We start from the raw sequence: 17,105 nt of genomic DNA, 5'->3' as shown, positions 1-17,105 counted from the left end.
CGACGGGCTGAAGGATCTGCCGCGCTACCAAAAAAGACATTTACAACTATCATAAAGGCGTCAAAGAGAAGCACCCGTACTCGTCCAAATGGTATACGTGGCCCGCGATGCTGCGTCCGGTCTGGTATTACGGCGGCAAGGATCTGGCGAAGGGGGGATGCGCAGAGCATCGCGGCCATCGGCAATCCGTTGATTTGGTGGGGCGGCTTGGCGGCCATGCTGCTCTCCTGGTGGCTGGGCGCTCGCAACAGGGACAAGGCGGTGCTGACGATCGCGGTCATGTATTTGTCGTTTTACGTCCCGTGGATGGTCTCGCCGCGCAGCATCACGTTCCTGTACCACTACTTCCCGATGGTGCCGCTGCTGATCTTGTCCATCGTGTGGATGCTTCGCTGGGTGGAGCAGCGCTGGTACTACGGCAGGACGTTCACCGTGCTCGTCGTCGCAGGCGCCGCCGTCTTGTTCATTTGGTTCTATCCCGTCCTGACCGGCATGACTATCAGCCGCGAATGGATGAACTTCGGCATACGGTGGCTGCCGAGCTGGGGATTTTAATCGACATGCCGTGCCGTCGCTCAGGCGCGTGAAGGAGGAAGCCGCATGGCTGCTGTGGTGACGCTGTCCGTCGTCGTCCCGATGTATAACGAGGAAGAGGTCATAGAGACCACTTATGCGAAATTGACCGAGGTGCTGGAGGCGACGGACGAGAGCTACGAGCTCGTATTCGTCAACGACGGCAGCAGGGATCGAACGGCCGCCATCGTGCGCGGAATCTGCGCCCGGGACGCCAGGGTGAAGCTGCTCGACTTCGCGCGCAACTTCGGCCACCAGATCGCCGTGACCGCGGGCATGGACCACGCTTCCGGCAGGGCCGTCGTCCTGATCGATGCGGACCTTCAGGACCCGCCGGCGCTCATCCCGCAGATGCTGGCCCTCTGGCGCGAAGGCTACGACGTCGTCTATGGCAAGCGCATCTCCAGGCAAGGCGAGACCTGGTTCAAGAAAACGACCGCCAAGTGGTTCTATCGCACGTTGGCGGCGATGACCTCGGTCAACATCCCGGTCGATACCGGCGACTTCAGGCTGATGGACCGCAAAGTGTGCGACGCGCTGAGCGGGATGCGCGAGCGCAGCCGCTTCATTCGCGGCATGGTGGCCTGGGCGGGCTATCGCCAGATCGGGCTCGAATACGCGCGGGAAGAGCGCTTCGCCGGCGAGACCAAATACCCGCTGCGCAAGATGGTCCGGCTGTCGCTCGACGCGATCACCTCCTTCTCGACCAAGCCGCTCAAGCTTGCGGGCATTCTCGGCTTTTTGCTGTCGGCCGCGGGCTTCATCTACCTGATCGTCGTCATCTGCCAACGCATCTTCACCGACACGACGACCGCGGGATGGACGTCTCTTATCGTGATCAGCCTGTTTTTCCACGGGATCACGCTGTCGCTGCTCGGCGTGCTGGGCGAATATATCGGCCGCATCTACGAAGAGTCGAAGCGGCGGCCGCTCTACCTGGTGGCGGACAAGCTGAACTTCGAAGGCGCCAGCGAGGATTCGCGCGAGCCGCAGGACCGCGCGCCTTACGCGCTGCGGAGATGATCGCATCGTTGAAAATCAAAAAACGGGACATCGCGGAGCGTTAGCGCCGCCGTGTCCCGTTTTTTTTTCGCTTGTCCTATAGCGCTGCCGGTACCGCGTCCTCGCCTTCCCGCCCGGCCGCCTCGCGAAGCAGCTCGATCATATGGCGAATGGCGGGATCGCGCCATTTTTTGCGGTGAATGACGATCTGCGTGTAGAAGGTAATGTCCGGGTGGGAAAAAGGGAGCCGGATCAGCGTGCCCTCCGCGAGCTCCCGCACGACCGCGATCCGCGGGAGCAGCCCGATGCCGAGCCCGTAGGAGACGCACTGCTTAATCGCCTCGAGGCTGCCGAACTCATGGTGCACGTCGTATGCGACGCCGTGCTTGCCCAGCAGCTTTTCGAAAGCGTTGCGGTAGGTGCACGTATGCTCGGTCGCGATGTAGGACTGACCGTTCAAGTCGGCGGCGCAGATCTGGACGGCCTGCTGCAGCCGGTGTCCGGGGCTCGCGACCAGCACGAGCTCCTCTTCGCGCAGCTTGATCGCCTCGATGTCCTCTTCCTGGATCGGCTGGTCGAGGACGATGCCCAGGTCGATATCGCCGGCCTTGATCAGCTGCAGGATCTGGGTCTCCGTGATCGGATGCACCTGAAGGTTGATCTCGGGATAGACGCGGCGGTACTGGTGGAAGACGGGAGGCAGGAAGTAGGAGAAGAGCGATTCGATCGTGCCGATATCCAGATGTCCCTTGGCCGGCCTGGAGATCAGATGCTTGGAGCTCTCGTACAGCGCCAGGATCTGCTCGAACGTATCGCGAAGCTGCTCGCCGGCGGAGGTCAGCCTCATCGATCTGCCGAACCGTTCGAACAGGATCACGCCGTATTCCTGCTCCAGCTTCTGAATGTGCGTCGTGACGCTGGACTGCACGTAGCCCAGATTCTCGGCGGCCTTGGTGAAGCTGTGGCATCGGGCTACTTCTATGAACGACCGGATATAAATAAAGTCCAAGTTTGCCACCACCTGTCTAAGGACGGATCAGTGACTGCGCAGCGAGCCGAGCAGCATGAGCGCCAGCCGGTATGCCGACAGTCCGGCACGGGGGCGCCTCGTCTCGCGAACATGACGTTCGACGGCCCAGCGCCGCTCGCTAATTTTGATCTCGTTCTCCCATATTTTATAAGCCGTGCGGTCCTGGATCAACAATTAAATCGCCCCCCTCGGTCTTTGGTTGAGGAATATCTTAACACCCTCCTCAGACCGGCGGTTATCGAGCGATTTGCATGCCGATTATCAATATTTTCGATGGAAACGCCATCAACGGAACGCAGTCGGCGCTTGGGAGCGAATTCGGGTCAGGAACGCAAGGTATCCGTCCGATAGCTTGTCGGCGTCGCGCCGAACGCGCGCCTGAACTGCTTGGAAAAATACAAGGCATCCGGGAACCCGACCGAGGAGGCGACCTGCTCGACCGTCAGCTCGGGCCGCTCTCGCAGGAGACGCTTGCCGCGGTCGATCCGGATGCGCGTCAGAAATGCGATCGGCGTCACGCCGGCGTGCCGCTTGAACAAGCGGGACAAATAGGCCCGGTTGTAGCCGAGCGTCTCCGCCATCGCCTCGATCGACACCGGCTCGGCGTATTGGGTGGACAGATAGCCGATGACCTGGCGAACGAGCTCCTCGCCGTGCGTATCGGCCATCGGCGGCTGTTCCGCGCGCTCCGCGTCGGCCGACATGAGAGAGGCGAGCAGCAGATGGAGCCGGCCCGCGGCCTCCAGCGAAGCCGAAGGGCTCCTCGCGCGGAAGGCGTCGTAAATCTCGCGGCATCGTTCGCCGGGCGCCCGGGCGGGCCCTGTATCGACGATCAAGCGCTCCGTGCCGAGGCCCGCTTCGGCCAACAGCGACTCCGCCCGATCTCCGGCGAAGGCGACCCAGCGGTACCGCCAGGGATCGTCCGCGTCCGAGGCGTAGCTGAACAGGCGTTTGGGGCGGATCAGAAACGTGTGGCCGGGACCGAGCGCGTGGACGCGGCCCTCGGTCTCGAAGACGCCATGCCCGGAGATCACATGGTGCAGCAAATAGTAATCGACGACCTTCGGTCCGACGCGGTGCGTCGGACGGGTCTGGCTCTCGCCCGCGAACAGCGCGGCAAGCCCTTGGGGGGAGCGTGCGCGCGGGATTGGAGGCTACGCGGTAGTCGGGGGCTCGGTTCATTGGGGATCCGTCTCCTTGTCGGGCATCTATTCGCGATTGTACCGCACGAAGTCACATTTCTCCATAGAGACCGCATTTCAAGCCATTTCCCGTTCGCGGCTTCGGGCGTTATACTGGTAGTAAATCGCAGCCCCAATTCAGGAGGAATCCCATCATGCCTCATTATCCGAACCTTCGCGAGCAATTCATCAACCGCCTCGGCGGGGGCGAGTCCGACATCCGCATCTTCGCCGCGCCGGGCCGCGTGAACCTGATCGGCGAGCATACCGACTACAACGGCGGCGCCGTCTTCCCGGCCGCGCTCACCTTCGGCACGACGCTGCTGATCCGGCCGCGCGCGGACCGTCAGCTGCACCTGGCATCGACGAATTTCCCGCAGTCGCGGCTCGTCCCCGCGGACGATCTGGCCTTCTCCGAGGAAGACGACTGGACCAACTATCCGAAGGGCGTCGTCTGGGAGCTGGCTCAGCGGGGCATCTCGCTGTCGCGCGGCTATGACATTCTCTATCATGGCGAGATTCCGAACGGAGCCGGGCTGTCTTCGTCCGCTTCGATCGAGGTCGTCACGGCGTTCGCGCTGCTGACGCTCGAAGGCCGCAAGACCGACACGGTCGAGATCGCGCTGTGGTCGCAGCATGCGGAAAACGAGTTCGTCGGCGTCAAGTGCGGTATCATGGATCAATTCGCGGTCGCCAACGGACGCAAGGATCATGCGATCCTGCTCGACTGCGACACCTTGAAGTACGAGCTCGTACCGTTCGAGTCGGGCGACTATAAGCTCGTCATCGGCAACACGAACAAGCGCCGCGGACTCGTCGATTCCGCGTACAACGAGCGCAGGGCGCAGTGCGAAGCGGCGGTCGGAGATCTGCGCGCGGCGTTCCCCGAGCTGACGCTGCTGGGGCAGCTGACGCTCGCCCAGTTCAACGAGCACGCGAATCTGATCTCGGACGAGATCGTCCGCAAGCGCGCGCGCCACGTCGTCGAAGAGATCGACCGCGTCGGCCGCTCCGTGGAAGTGCTGCGCCAGGGCGATCTGGCCGCCTTCGGGCAGCTGATGAACGCGTCGCACGATTCGCTGCGCGACTTGTACGAGGTGACGGGCGCGGAGCTCGACGCGATGGTGGCCGCGGCGCGCGAGGTGCCGGGCGTGCTCGGCTCCCGCATGACGGGTGCGGGCTTCGGCGGCTGCACGATCTCGCTCGTGCACAAGGATAGCACGGAGCGGTTCACCGCCGAGGTCGGCGAAAAGTATAAGGCGGCGACGGGGCTGACGGCGGATTTTTACGTATGCGACATCGGCGACGGCGTTCACGAAGTGAAGGAGGAGAACTAGAATGGCGGTATTGGTAACGGGCGGAGCGGGTTACATCGGTTCCCATACGGTAGCGGCGTTGCTGGACAAGGGCGAAGAGGTCGTCGTGCTTGACAACCTGTACCAAGGGCACAAGGAAGCGCTGCTCGGCGGCAAGCTGTACGAGGGCGACCTGCGCGACGAGACGGTATTGGACCGGATCTTCTCCGAGAACGAGATCGACGGCGTCATCCACTTCGCGGCCAACTCGCTGGTCGGCGAGAGCATGACCAATCCCGGCAAATACTACCATAACAACGTATACGGCACGCTCGTGCTGCTCGAGGCGATGAAGAAAGCGGGCGTCTCCCGCATCGTATTCTCCTCGACCGCCGCGACGTACGGCGAGCCGGAGAAGGTGCCGATCGACGAGTACGACCGCACCAAGCCGACCAACGCCTACGGCGAGACGAAGCTGGCCATGGAGAAGATGATCTCCTGGTTCGACGTCGCGCACGGCATCAAGAACGTGTCGCTCCGCTACTTCAACGCGGCGGGCGCGCACGAGAGCGGCAAGATCGGCGAAGACCATACGCCCGAATCCCATCTGCTCCCGCTCGTGCTGCAGGTCGCGCTCGGCCAGCGCGAATTTATCTCGGTGTTCGGCGACGACTATCCGACCGAGGACGGCACCTGCATCCGCGACTACATTCACGTCAGCGATCTGGCGGACGCCCATATCCGCGCCCTGAACCGACTGCGCGACGGCGGCGAGAGCGCCGTCTACAATCTGGGCAACGGAAAGGGTTTTTCCGTCAAGCAGGTCATCGACGTATCCCGCGAGGTGACCGGCCATGAGATTCCGGCCAAGATCGTGCCGCGCCGCTCGGGAGATCCCGCGGTGCTGATCGCTTCGTCGGAACGCGCGCGCACGGAGCTAGGGTGGACGCCGAAGTTCGCCGATCTCCGCCCGATCGTCGAGAGCGCCTGGGCTTGGCACTCGGCGCATCCGAACGGATACGGCAAGTAAAGCTGCGGGCGGCACGGCGAGGGACGATGCGCGATGCGCGCGCTTCTCGCCCGGCTGCGCCGCGCCAGGCAACAAGGGAAGCCTAGAGCAGACGAAGGGATGACGCGAGATGAGCAACAGGGGCGAAGCCGCCGCGGACGCGAGCGGCATGACGGAGGCGCGCAGGGACGAGGTCGGATCGCTGATCCGGAGGCTGGTGCGCTTCGCGCTGGAGCGCGGCATGATCGGCGAGCTTGACGAAGACTACGCGCACAATGCGCTGCTGGACTTATTCGGGCTGGCGGGGCCTGCGGGCGGACCGCTGCCGGAGGAGACGCTGGACAGTCCGGTATCCGTGCTGGAGCCGCTGCTGGACGCGGCCGCCGCGCTTGGGCTGATCCCGGACGACACGACCACGCAGCGCGATCTGTTCGACGCCCGGATCATGGGGCTGCTGATGCCCCGTCCGTCCGAGACGTCAGCTGCGTTCGACCGGTTGTCGGCCGCGGACGGCGTACGCGCGGCGACGGATTGGTTTTACCGGCTGAACATCGACTCCAACTACATTCGGATGGACCGGATCTCGAAAAACGGCTATTGGCTCCATCCGACGGACGACGGGGAGCTGGAGATCACGGTCAACCTGTCCAAGCCTGAAAAGGATCCGCGGGAGATCGCGCTGCTGCGCAGCCTGCCGCAGACCAAAGTCGATTACCCGAAGTGCCTGCTGTGCCGCGAAAATGTCGGCTACGCGGGCAGGCCCGATCATCCGGCGAGGCAAAACCTGCGGATTTTGCCGCTGACGCTGCGGGGGGGACGGTGGTTTTTCCAGTACTCGCCTTACGTGTACTACAACGAGCATAGCATCATTCTTCGGGGCGAGCACGTGCCGATGCGTATCGTGCCCGAGACGTTCGAGCGGCTGCTGGACTTCGTGGACGCGTATCCGCACTACTTCGTCGGCTCGAACGCGGACCTGCCGATCGTGGGCGGCTCGATCTTGAACCACGACCATTTCCAGGGCGGCAGGCATGTGTTCCCGATGGAAAAGGCGGGCGTGGCGGAATGGACGACGCACGGAACGGAGCGCGGGGTGCGCGGCGGGATCGTGCAGTGGCCGATGTCGGCGTTGCGCTTGCGCAGCCGCGATCGGGCGGCGCTGCTGCGCGTGGCGGCCGGGGTGCTGGCCGATTGGCGGGCTTATAGCGACGCGGCCGCAGACGTGTACGCGGCGAGCGGCGACGTGCCGCACAATACGATCACGCCGATCGCGAGGCTCGCGGAGGGCGGCGAGTACGAGCTCGACCTGGTGCTGCGCAACAATCGCACGAGCGACGAGCACCCGGACGGCATCTTCCATCCGCACCGCGAGCTCCATCATATCAAGAAGGAAAACATCGGCCTGATCGAAGTGATGGGACTCGCGGTGCTGCCGGGCCGGCTCGACGCGGAGCTGTCGCAGATCGCGCAGCTGCTGACGGGCGAGATTGCCTACGATCCCGCTGCGATCGGCGGCGGTCGGGGGGAAGCGGCATCGCATCCGCTCGCGAAGCACGCGGATTGGATCGCGGAGCTGGTCGCCGCGCACGGCACGGCGATGGCGCCGGACGCCGCGCGGGCCGCGCTGCAAGCCGCTGTGGGCGACAAGTTCCACGCCGTGCTGCGCGACGCCGGCGTGTTCAAGCAGGATGCCGCCGGCCGGGCGGCGTTCGACCGGTTCCTGGCATTCGCGGGCTTTGGGCCCGGCAGGGCCGTGTAGGCTGCAAGCCGCATCGGATATCGCAAAAACGCCTTCGTTGCCTGACGGCGACGAAGGCGTTTTTGTTGTGGCGCGCCGGCTGTTTCGCGCAACAAGGATATGGCGTATCGTAATTTCCGCCATATGATCCGTTAACAGCCCCGTTTAACCCCGCAGCTTGCCCAACTCCGATACGAGCGCCTCGACCTCGCTGATGCTGAACCGGTCCTTGGAGGCGACCATGTCGTAAATATCCTTGAGGTCCTCGTAACGATCGGCGTTGAAATGCGACGCCTGCATCGCTGCGCCCGATGCCATCCGCAGCTTCGTCTTGATCGCTTCGATCATATATTCTACGTTCTCCTGTGTCGGCTTGGTCAGATCCATTCGCGCAGCATCCTCTCTCGGTATAAGCTCACCCCATTGTATCACAGCGAAGCCTTCTCCGCGCTGGCATAACCGAACGTCGCATGATACGCTGTAACGAGAACAAGCCATTTCCGAAAGGAGCAGGACGATGACCGCGAACGGCGCCCCCGGGGCCTCTCCTTTCTTTTTTGCCGCTTCCGGCGCGCAGGAGCTCGAACGGTTTTTTCGAAGCGCGTTCGTCCGGCATCGCGGCGAACCGATCGTCTTCCTCTGCATCGGCACGGACCGCTCCACCGGAGACTGCCTCGGCCCGCTGGTCGGCACGATGCTGAAGGAGCGCGGCGTCGGCGGCGTGATCGGGACGCTGCGAGAGCCTTGCGACGCGGACAGGCTGGGACGCGAAGCGTCGGGTTTGCCCGCGGACGCCATCGTGATCGCGATCGACGCCTGCCTCGGCCGGCCTGAGAACGTCGGCAAGTTTCTGCTGGCCGAAGGACCGCTTCAGCCCGCGCGGTCGGTGGGCGCCGCGTTCCCGCCGATAGGCGACTATAGTATCGCGGCCGTCGTGGGCGAATTCGGTCCCAAGCCGTACATGACGCTGCAGACGACCTCCCTGTATGCCGTGATGGAGATGGCGAAGCGGATCGCCGAAGCAGGGGCCGCCGCGCTTGCCGCCGTTCGGTCGGAAGCATGTGAATCGCGCGGCGAAGCGCATGAGGCGGCATTTGAGTTGGAGGACGACAGTTCGTTAAAATAATAAAAAACGGCGGAAGGATGTGCTGGCATGGCTCGCAACCGGCTGACATTGAATAACGGGCTCGAAGTCTCGTATCTAGACGAGGGACAAGGCGCGCCTCTGTTGCTGCTCCACGGCTACTGCGGCAGCGCAGCGTATTGGGACGACGTGCTGCCGCTGCTGTCGGCGCATGCGCGGGTCGTCGCGCCCGATGCGCGAGGCCACGGGGAGACCGCGGCGACCGGAGGGTCGTACGCGATGGAACAGCTGGCGGAGGACGCCCTGCGGCTGCTGGATGCCCTGAATATCGGGCAAGCGTTCGTGCTCGGCCATTCGATGGGCGGCTATACGGCGCTGGCGCTGGCCGAGCGCGCCCCGGACCGGCTGCTGGGACTTGGCTTGCTGCATTCCACGACCTTCCCCGACGACGAAAACGGCAAGGCAAATCGGGAAAAGGTGGCGGCGCGCATTTCCCGCGAGGGCATGCAGGGACATATTCGCGACCTCGTGCCGAAGCTGTTTTCGACTGACAACCTGGCGCCGTTGCAAGCGCAGGTCAACCGCGCGCTGGCGATCGGCTTCGGCACGTCCGCCGAAGGCGGCATCGGGGCCGCGCTAGGCATGAAGGCCCGCCCCGACCGGCGCGGCGTGCTTGAATCGCTAGATGCGCCGATCCTGCTGCTGGCAGGAGAGTCGGACAATGTGATCGGACCGGACAAGCGGTTCCCCGTCTCCGGTCCGAACGTGACGCATGGCTTGCTTGAGGGCGCGGGACATATGGGGATGATGGAGCGGCCGGCGGCCTTCGCGGAAGCGATCCTGGCATTCGTCTCCGCCGCCGGAGAGAAGAGAGGGGGAAGCCGATGTTTGATCGCGACTACTTTATGCGCATGATCAATCAGATGTCGGTCGCCTTCGGCGCGCTGATGGGGCTCAAGCAGCAGGGCAAGCACGAAGAAGCGCTGCTGCTGATCGACGAGTTCATGAGCAAGGAGCTGCGCATGCGTGCCAGACTGGCGCTGGGACTGTCGGATGCGGACCTGATCGCGATGTTCGGCGGCGGGGGCCGCTCGGATGCCGAGGCGATCGGGGCGATCGGCGCCTTTTTGCAGGAAGAAGGGGACGTGCTGGCGGACATGGGCCGCGAAGCGGAGAGCTTGCAGCGTTTGGAAAAGGCATTGCGCCTGATCGGTTACGTCCTCCGCACGCACGGCCCGGTCGAGGGGCTGGACCTGGAGCGGCGCATGGAGCGCCTCGTCGAAGGTCCTGCGCGCGTGGAAGGCGCCGCACAGACGCTGCGCGCCGCTTGGGAGTGGCAGGAGCACGCCGGACGCTATGCGGACGCGGAGAACAGCTTGTACGATCTCTTCGACGCCGGGGACGCCGGCACGGAAGAAGGCTTATCCTTTTACGAACGAATGAAGGCGTTGGATGACGAGGCGCTGGGGCGCGGCGGACTTTCGCGAGACGAACTGCGCGAAGGCGTCCGCCAATGGAACAATCTGACGAAGGAGACGGCATCATGAGCGCGGAGACGACTACGGAGGAATTGAAGGCCCTCGTCAGGGGGAGCGATCGAGGAGGGCAAGCTTATCCAGGCAACCGTCAGCCAGCCGCGCAGCAAGGCGGAAGAGACGCGCAAGATTGCCGTCCGCCCCGTTCTGTTGAAGGGCGAGCTGCACTACCAATTCGAACGGTTCGCCGGCGCGAAGGCGCTTCATCAGAATCTGGCGCCCGCCGATGCCGCGGACGAGCTGCTTCGGCTCGTCCAAGCCGAGTATCGTCAGACGCTGCTCAAGACGCCCGAGAACGACATCCAGATTCTCGTCAGCAAAAAGGGCAAAGCCGCCATTCTCCGCGGCGCGCCGACGGCCAAGGCTGCGGGAGCCGGAGGCGTCGCTGCGCCGGCGCCTTCGCACAACCGAACCAAAACTTACGTGCTTCCCGAAGGGGAGCCGGTGCCTTTCCTGGAAGCGCTCGGCGTCATGACCCCCCGAGGGAAGAGTGCTTAAGGCGAAGTACGATAAGTACCGGCAGATCAACCGGTTTTTGGAGATGGTGTCCGACGTCGTTTCCCATTTGCCGACCGGCCGGGAGCTTACCATCGTCGACTTCGGCTGCGGCAAGTCTTATTTGACGTTCGCGCTGTATCATTTGCTCGCGATCCGGGAGCGACTGCCCGTTCGCATCATCGGACTCGACCTGAAAGCCGACGTGATAGAGGACTGCGCGAAACTCGCCGACCGGCTGGGCTGGGATCGCCTGCGGTTCGCGGTAGGCGATATCGCGGATTATGCGGATGCCGATCGGGTGGACATGGTCGTGACGCTGCATGCTTGCGATACGGCAACGGACGCCGCGCTGCTTAAAGCCGTAGGCTGGCAAGCGTCGGTTATTTTGTCGGTGCCTTGCTGCCAGCACGAGCTAATGCGCCAGATCGAGCAGCCGGTGCTAAAGCCGCTGCTTCGGCACGGCATTTTGAAGGAACGGTTCTCCGCGCTCGTCACCGATGCGGTGCGGGCTCAGTTGCTGGAAGCATCCGGCTACAAGGTGCAAATGCTTGAATTCATCGATTTGGAGCACACGCCCAAAAATTTGCTGATCCGTGCCGTCCGCAGCGGTTCGCCGGTCTCGGCGCAAACCTGGCAGGATTACGAGAAGTTCCGGGATTTCTTATCCATTTCGCCTTATATGGAAAATAATATGGAATTTAAAGTAATTAAATAGATAAATTAAAGATTTGTATTTACAAGGTTTGCCAATCGTCTTGTCGGCAAAATCCTGCCTATGTTAGAATAAATCAATTGCCCCGGGTTAATGGGTTAGTCCTTCCATGAAAAGGTGAGCCGATTGGAATTTGTACGGCCAGACTTTCTATTATTCGTTTGTCTGTTTGTGCTGCTCGGCCTCTTCATTGCCCTTAACCCGATTTCCAGAACGCACAAGGTTTATCTGGCATTCCATTTTATTATGATGCTATGGCCGTTGGGGCAAGTCGGCGTGCGCTCCACGGACATCCCTTCCTATCAGCATTTCTACTTAACCGTGTCTTTCGTCGCGCTAAGTTTGCTTGGGCCAGGATGGCTTGCTTTCGTACTGTTTTTGACCAAGCGCACGCACTATTTGCGAAGGCCGCCCCGCATGGCCGCGTTTCTCATGCCTGCCTTCCTCTGCGCCGCCTCCGCGATCGTCAATCCGTTCGGCCAATTCCTGAAGCCGGAAGACGGACAGTACGGGGACAGGGAATACGGACCGCTTTTTTTGGATTATGACTTTCGTCCAATTCGCGTACTTCTTTATCGCGCTTCTTCATATGTACAACGCCCACCGGACGGTGCGATCGCTCAACGAACGCAAGCAGCTGGCGACGTCCTTGCTCGGCATGTTCGTTCTAACGGTGTTCGCGGTGCTCGACCTGCTGTTCAACGTCGTGCTGTCGCCTTGGCTCGGCGTGGTTCAAGGGCTCACCTCGACCGGCATCGTCTTGTCGGACGTCTGCTTCGTGATCGCGATCTACCGGTACGGCGTATTCGATCTGGTCGACACCGCCAAGCACAAGATATTCGAGCAGGTGGAGACGGGACTTATCGTGATCGACGAGTCGTGCAAAGTACTGGATTTCAACCGCAGCGCCGTCGGCTTCGCGCACCCCGTCAAGGGCGAGACTTTCGACCTGGAGCGGATCTTGCTTTCCGGACAGCCCGCGAACGACGTGAGCGATTTCCTGTTTCGGTACCGGCATCATCCCGGGGATCGGATTCGCACGGAGCTTCTGCTGACGGACGGGCCTTATAGATCGGTCTCCCTGCAGATCTCGCCGCTGCTGGATCAGTTCAAGAGCCTGCAGGGACGGATCGTCGCCTTCTACGACGTCACCGAGCAGCGCAAGCTGATCGACGAGATGAACGAGAAAAACGAAGCGCTTCACGAGCGGAATCTAGAGCTGATCGCGATACAGGACGAGCTCTATCGGGCCAACAAAAAGCTGGAGAAGGCCGCGATTACGGATGGCCTCACCGGTTGCTACAATCGCACCTTTTTCCAGCATTACGTCGAGCATGAAGCCTTTCTTTGCAAGCAGCGAGGCATCCCGTTCTCCATCCTGCTTTTCGATATCGACCACTTTAAACAGATCAACGACCGGTACGGCCACCTCGTCGGCGACCAGGTGCTCCGCGAGACGGCCGAAGCCGTGCGCTCGACGCTTAGAAGCCTCGACCTGCTGGCGCGTTACGGCGGCGAAGAGTTCACCGTGTTCCTGCCGCAGACGGATCGGGACGAGGCACAAGCTGCGGCAGACCGCATTATGGCATCCGTGTTGAACAACGGCGTGCAGGTCGCAGGCGACACGATACGCGTCACGATCAGCATGGGGATCGTCACCGAAGGGAGCGATGAATCGGCAGCGGCTTCGGATGCCGGCTCCATTCCGACGGATATCGCTGGGGAATTGCAGGCCTTGTTCGCGAAGGCGGACGTGGCGCTCTACAAGGCCAAAAACGAAGGACGCAATCGGGTCGTCGTCTCGTAGTACCGTGAGTCGAATGGGAAGGAGAGGTCGGAAAATGGACAATCGCGGACTTATGACCGGTCTGGCGGCTGCGGCGCTGGTCAGCGCGGCCGTCGGCGCGGCCGGATTGGCGCAGCGGTATATGGCATCGGCCGGGAACTACGCGTTGTGGGAAGCTGCCGGCTTCGCGCTTGTCTTGTTCCCGGTCTTCGGTATATTAGGCACACAGTACGACCGGGTGAGGCGTCGCGCGGACCGCGACAGCCTGACCGGGCTGTGGAACCGCAGCTTCGCGCATCGCTGCATCGTCGGCCTCTTGAAGCAGGCGGAGGCGCGACGCAAGCGCCTTGCGGTAATGTTGATCGATCTGAACGACTTCAAGCTGATCAACGACGGGCTCGGACATGCCGAGGGGGACAGGGCGATCTCGATGGCCGCAGCCGCTTTGGAGGATGCCGCGGCCCGCGGCGAGATCGTCTGCCGCTGGGGCGGCGACGAATTCCTGCTGCTGTGCCCATACGCCGATCGGCAGGAAGCCGAGTCGCTGAAGCGCGCGATTGACGAACGCATGGAGGGGCTGTCCTTGCACTGCGGGTACCGCATGTCGGCATCCTGCGGGTATGCCTTCTATCCGGAGGACGGCAGGACGCTGGCCGAGCTGTCGGCCGCTGCGGATCGGCGGCTCTACGACAGCAAACGCGAAGACAAGCCTTTGCCGGAGCCGCGCAGGCTCGAAGCGTGAGCGTCGGTCGGGATCGGCCGGGGCAGAAGGATGGGAGCGGGCAAGAGGCGACAGCCATTGAACGGCGATCTTGCGAACCTTAATCTGCGAACGGCGATTTTGCGCACCTCGATCTGCGAACCGCGCTTTGCGGCTGCCTAGACCAAGCCCTGTTCGAAAACGGCACGTGCCGTTATTCGGGAGAGGGTTATTCGTGTTTTGCGAAGGAGGAGCGAAGCAGCGCAGTGCAGAGCGGAGTAGAACCGTGCTTGCGGCCGGCCGGCAAAGCCGCTACGCTAGAGACATGACGCTGACCGAAGCAGAGGTTTTCCATGATCTATAAATGTATATTGCGATCTTCGTTCGCGCTTGCCGGCGGTTTACTGTTTGCTTTTGTTTTAGGTTGGGCCGCATATCGGCAAGGATTGTTCTACGACGCGGACTTGTACGGCTTGGAGGCGGCGCTGCTCGTCGCCGCGGCCGTCTCGGCGATAGCTGCGATCGCCGCCGGACGAGCGCTTCCCTGGTGGGCGCTCGCGCCGCTGGGTCTTGCGGCCGCCTATGGTTGCGCCTGGCTGGCGGGGCCGGCGTCCGTCAAAGGGACGGCGGACAGCCTGCTCCGATGGTGCGCATACGGCGCATGGCTCGCGCTGGCGGCGCTATTTGCCGCGCGTCGCGGCGGAAGAGCGGCAGGTCACGTCGCCTTGCATGCCGCAGGCCTGTACTTCGTATGGGGCGGGCTGGCGGGCTGGTTCGGGTGGATCCGTTATCCGGACATCGTCTACCGGTCTTCGGATGCCGCTTTGTCGATGACCGGCGCGCGTCTGGCCGGCTTTCTCCAATACCCCAACGCCTCCGGCGCCGTTGCGGCTTTCTTCGCGCTTGTCCTTTGGCAGCAGCTTGGAAGGCCTGGTCGCGCTGCGAGCGTATTTGCCGCCGTTTCGCTCGTGCCGGCGCTGACCGCGCTGCTGCTGACCGAGTCGCGAGGCGCCATGCTGGGGCTTGCCGCCGCGGGACTCTTGTCGCTGCTGGCGGCCTACCGCCGGGACCGCCGTGGCTACGGACTCGCGGCCGCAGGACTTGCCGCGCTTTGCGCGGCGGTCGCAGCCAGGTTCGCCTTCGGCGCGATGGAGGCCGGGGCGCCGGGCAGCGGCATCTGGACGCTCGCCGCGATGACGGCGGCGTTTGCTTGGGCGGCGTTGCCGCTGCGGCCGCACGCGGGGCCGCGGGCATCTGGCTTTTTCGCAAGGCTGCGCCGGCAGCTCACCCATATTTGGGGCGGCGCGGCGGTCTTTGCGGTTTGCGCGACGATCGCTTATCTGCTGATTGCCTCCGGCGGCGGCTCGGGCGGACGCGCGGAAGGCAGCCTGGAGACGGCCGGCGCGCGCACGCTTTATTACGCGGACGCACTGCGCATGTTCGCCGACCGTCCGCTGCTGGGAGCGGGGGGAGAGACCTGGCGCATGCAGGTAGGCTTGTACCAGCGCGGGCCGTATATCGGTAACGAGGTGCACAGCGGTTATCTGGAAGTGCTTATCGACACGGGAGCGCTCGGGTTCGCCGCGCTGCTTGCGATGCTGATCGGCTTCGCGGTTATCCTTTGGCGCAAAGGCGCCAGGCTCGTATGGGGTCCAGCGGCTGTTTTTCTGCTCCACGCAGGCGTCGATTTCGATTGGTCCTATGCTTATATTTGGCTGCTGCTGCTCTTCTGGCTGTCGCTTCATCTGTCGCTGCCGGCGCGCGAGCCTGTGCCGACGCGCCCGCTGGCTTCCATGCGCACCACAAGCGCCTCAAGGACCGCGCGCATCGTCCGGCTGGCCGTTCCTGCTCTGTTGTTGCTTGCGACGGCGATCGCCGCTGCGGCGCCGGCTAGCCGCTACAAGTCGGCGGCCGGCGCCTACGAGGCGGCGCAGACCGCGAGAGGCGACGCGGCGAAGCTCGCGCTGCTCCGCGAAGCCCAGCGGGACAATCCGCCTTGGAATCGGCCTCGCCTCGAAGCTGCCGCGCTGCTGCCGGCGGCCGAACGGGCCGATAGGCTTTTGGACGGCCTGCGCTACGAACCGGATTCGCCGACCATGCATTACGCGATCGGGATGGCGTACGCCGATTCGGGCATGGTGCGGGAGGCGGAGACGCACCTGAAGGAGGCGCTGCGGCTTGCCCGCTTCGATCGCGATTCGCAAAATGCGGTTATCGCCAGATTCGCCACGCTCGCGCAGCAGTTGAAGGATGGAGGGGACGAAGAAGGCGCCAGGCAGGCGGGACTCGCTGGCATCGGCTTTTTCCAGCGGTACGGAGAGCTGTACGCGCGGCAATACGCCGGCAAGCGCAATCCGTGGTCCGGCACGGAGCTGTTCGTCTCGGCCAAGGTCAACGCCGCGAAATGCGCGATGCTGGCCGGCCGACGCGAGGAAGCGGAGCCATGGTTGCGGGAGGCGCTTCGCGATGGGGACGCGGATTGGCAAAAAGAAGCGCAAGCCTTGCTGGATTCCATTGGCGAATAAAAAAAAGCCCGGCAGCATCCGCATCGTTATCGACGCGGCGCTGCCGGGCTTTTTCGGCGGACATGCCCGGCGCATCAACCCCCCGAACGCGTCCCGAAAAGCGCGGACGAGACGGTCTTGCTCGATCTCCCATAGGTTCGCGATATCGGAGGCGACTTCGGCTTCCCACCAGTCCGCCAGCTTTTTGCGGTCGCTGCGGTGCTCGTGGATCCACAGCAAATTGAGCATGACGCGGCGGACGTACAGTTCCTCCGCTTCCTTCACCTTGGCGTCGGGCACGTATGCCTTAAGCCGCTTTACGGTCCGGTAAAGCTCGTTGCCGCACGCACGCCTAATGACTCTGGCGGTTGGCAGCGAGCCGGCGTGCTTGCCCAAGTCGTTTTTCATGCACAAGCGCTCCTCTCCGCGTTAATCTATGCGGGAGAGGAGCGCGGGGT

General features: G+C 63.1%; 16 protein-coding genes and 2 pseudogenes. 14 read left to right on the top strand and 4 right to left on the bottom strand.

All coding sequences use genetic code 11. The annotated features are described in order from the left end of the window. The first annotated feature begins 48 nt into the window (after positions 1–48). On the top strand, positions 49–555 hold the full coding sequence (locus OMP38_RS14825) for a dolichyl-phosphate-mannose--protein mannosyltransferase (RefSeq protein ID WP_338130570.1): 507 nt from the start codon (positions 49–51) through the stop codon (positions 553–555). A 45-nt stretch (positions 556–600) separates the two neighbouring features. Further along, a complete protein-coding gene (locus tag OMP38_RS14820; RefSeq protein WP_277565825.1) occupies positions 601–1,596 on the top strand; it encodes a glycosyltransferase family 2 protein in 996 nt (331 codons plus the stop codon). Between the two features lie 76 nt (positions 1,597–1,672). Here OMP38_RS14820 and OMP38_RS14815 read toward each other — a convergent pair whose 3' ends face one another. The 3 genes from OMP38_RS14815 to OMP38_RS14805 all read right to left on the bottom strand — a co-directional run bounded on the left by OMP38_RS14815 (position 1,673) and on the right by OMP38_RS14805 (position 3,753). After that, a complete protein-coding gene (locus tag OMP38_RS14815) occupies positions 1,673–2,584 on the bottom strand; it encodes a LysR family transcriptional regulator (RefSeq protein ID WP_277565824.1) in 912 nt (303 codons plus the stop codon). Between the two features lie 27 nt (positions 2,585–2,611). Beyond that, positions 2,612–2,779, bottom strand: coding sequence for a hypothetical protein (locus tag OMP38_RS14810; protein WP_277565823.1), 168 nt, complete (start codon positions 2,777–2,779; stop codon positions 2,612–2,614). Between the two features lie 149 nt (positions 2,780–2,928). Beyond that, positions 2,929–3,753, bottom strand: coding sequence for an AraC family transcriptional regulator (locus tag OMP38_RS14805; RefSeq protein ID WP_420869696.1), 825 nt, complete (start codon positions 3,751–3,753; stop codon positions 2,929–2,931). A 188-nt stretch (positions 3,754–3,941) separates the two neighbouring features. On the opposite strand from OMP38_RS14805, the gene OMP38_RS14800 reads away from it, so the two are divergent. The 3 genes from OMP38_RS14800 (at position 3,942) to OMP38_RS14790 (ending at position 7,849) form a co-directional block, all read left to right on the top strand. After that, complete coding sequence (locus OMP38_RS14800; protein ID WP_277565822.1) at positions 3,942–5,123, top strand: galactokinase; 1,182 nt, start codon at positions 3,942–3,944, stop codon at positions 5,121–5,123. A gap of 1 nt (position 5,124) precedes the next feature. After that, positions 5,125–6,111, top strand: coding sequence for a UDP-glucose 4-epimerase GalE (gene galE, locus OMP38_RS14795; protein WP_277565821.1), 987 nt, complete (start codon positions 5,125–5,127; stop codon positions 6,109–6,111). A gap of 148 nt (positions 6,112–6,259) precedes the next feature. Further along, positions 6,260–7,849 carry a UDP-glucose--hexose-1-phosphate uridylyltransferase gene (locus OMP38_RS14790; RefSeq protein WP_277566817.1) on the top strand — a complete coding sequence of 530 codons (1,590 nt, stop codon included), beginning with the start codon at positions 6,260–6,262 and terminating at the stop codon, positions 7,847–7,849. A 144-nt stretch (positions 7,850–7,993) separates the two neighbouring features. Here the strand turns inward: OMP38_RS14790 and OMP38_RS14785 are convergent, their stop codons facing one another. Beyond that, complete coding sequence (locus tag OMP38_RS14785; RefSeq protein WP_277565820.1) at positions 7,994–8,215, bottom strand: DUF1128 domain-containing protein; 222 nt, start codon at positions 8,213–8,215, stop codon at positions 7,994–7,996. A gap of 130 nt (positions 8,216–8,345) precedes the next feature. On the opposite strand from OMP38_RS14785, the gene yyaC reads away from it, so the two are divergent. The 9 genes and pseudogenes from yyaC (at position 8,346) to OMP38_RS34705 (ending at position 16,978) form a co-directional block, all read left to right on the top strand. Then, on the top strand, positions 8,346–8,954 hold the full coding sequence (gene yyaC / locus OMP38_RS14780) for a spore protease YyaC (RefSeq protein ID WP_277565819.1): 609 nt from the start codon (positions 8,346–8,348) through the stop codon (positions 8,952–8,954). A 27-nt stretch (positions 8,955–8,981) separates the two neighbouring features. Continuing rightward, a complete protein-coding gene (locus tag OMP38_RS14775) occupies positions 8,982–9,827 on the top strand; it encodes an alpha/beta fold hydrolase (protein ID WP_277565818.1) in 846 nt (281 codons plus the stop codon). Further along, a complete protein-coding gene (locus tag OMP38_RS14770; protein WP_277565817.1) occupies positions 9,797–10,459 on the top strand; it encodes a DUF6483 family protein in 663 nt (220 codons plus the stop codon). The genes OMP38_RS14775 and OMP38_RS14770 overlap by 31 nt, the downstream gene beginning before the upstream one ends. A 48-nt stretch (positions 10,460–10,507) precedes the next feature. Continuing rightward, positions 10,508–11,660: pseudogene (locus OMP38_RS14765) on the top strand (class I SAM-dependent methyltransferase). A gap of 114 nt (positions 11,661–11,774) precedes the next feature. Continuing rightward, positions 11,775–12,182 (top strand): annotated as a pseudogene (locus OMP38_RS35870) (histidine kinase N-terminal 7TM domain-containing protein); the annotation flags it as partial. A 19-nt stretch (positions 12,183–12,201) separates the two neighbouring features. Continuing rightward, the gene (locus OMP38_RS14760) at positions 12,202–13,464 is read left to right on the top strand and encodes a histidine kinase N-terminal 7TM domain-containing diguanylate cyclase (RefSeq protein ID WP_277565816.1); all 1,263 of its coding nucleotides are present in this window, start codon (positions 12,202–12,204) and stop codon (positions 13,462–13,464) included. A 34-nt stretch (positions 13,465–13,498) separates the two neighbouring features. Continuing rightward, complete coding sequence (locus tag OMP38_RS14755) at positions 13,499–14,185, top strand: GGDEF domain-containing protein (protein WP_277565815.1); 687 nt, start codon at positions 13,499–13,501, stop codon at positions 14,183–14,185. Between the two features lie 311 nt (positions 14,186–14,496). Beyond that, on the top strand, positions 14,497–16,668 hold the full coding sequence (locus tag OMP38_RS14750; protein WP_277565814.1) for an O-antigen ligase family protein: 2,172 nt from the start codon (positions 14,497–14,499) through the stop codon (positions 16,666–16,668). Next, on the top strand, positions 16,610–16,978 hold the full coding sequence (locus OMP38_RS34705; protein ID WP_338130515.1) for a hypothetical protein: 369 nt from the start codon (positions 16,610–16,612) through the stop codon (positions 16,976–16,978). The genes OMP38_RS14750 and OMP38_RS34705 overlap by 59 nt, the downstream gene beginning before the upstream one ends. Positions 16,979–17,105: the final 127 nt, after the last annotated feature.

It is taken from the genome of Cohnella ginsengisoli, from assembly GCF_029525555.1.
GTDB lineage: Bacteria > Bacillota > Bacilli > Paenibacillales > Paenibacillaceae > Cohnella > Cohnella ginsengisoli.
The sequence above is the reverse complement of the archived record's forward strand: the minus strand, read 5'-3'. Positions and strand labels throughout refer to the sequence as shown.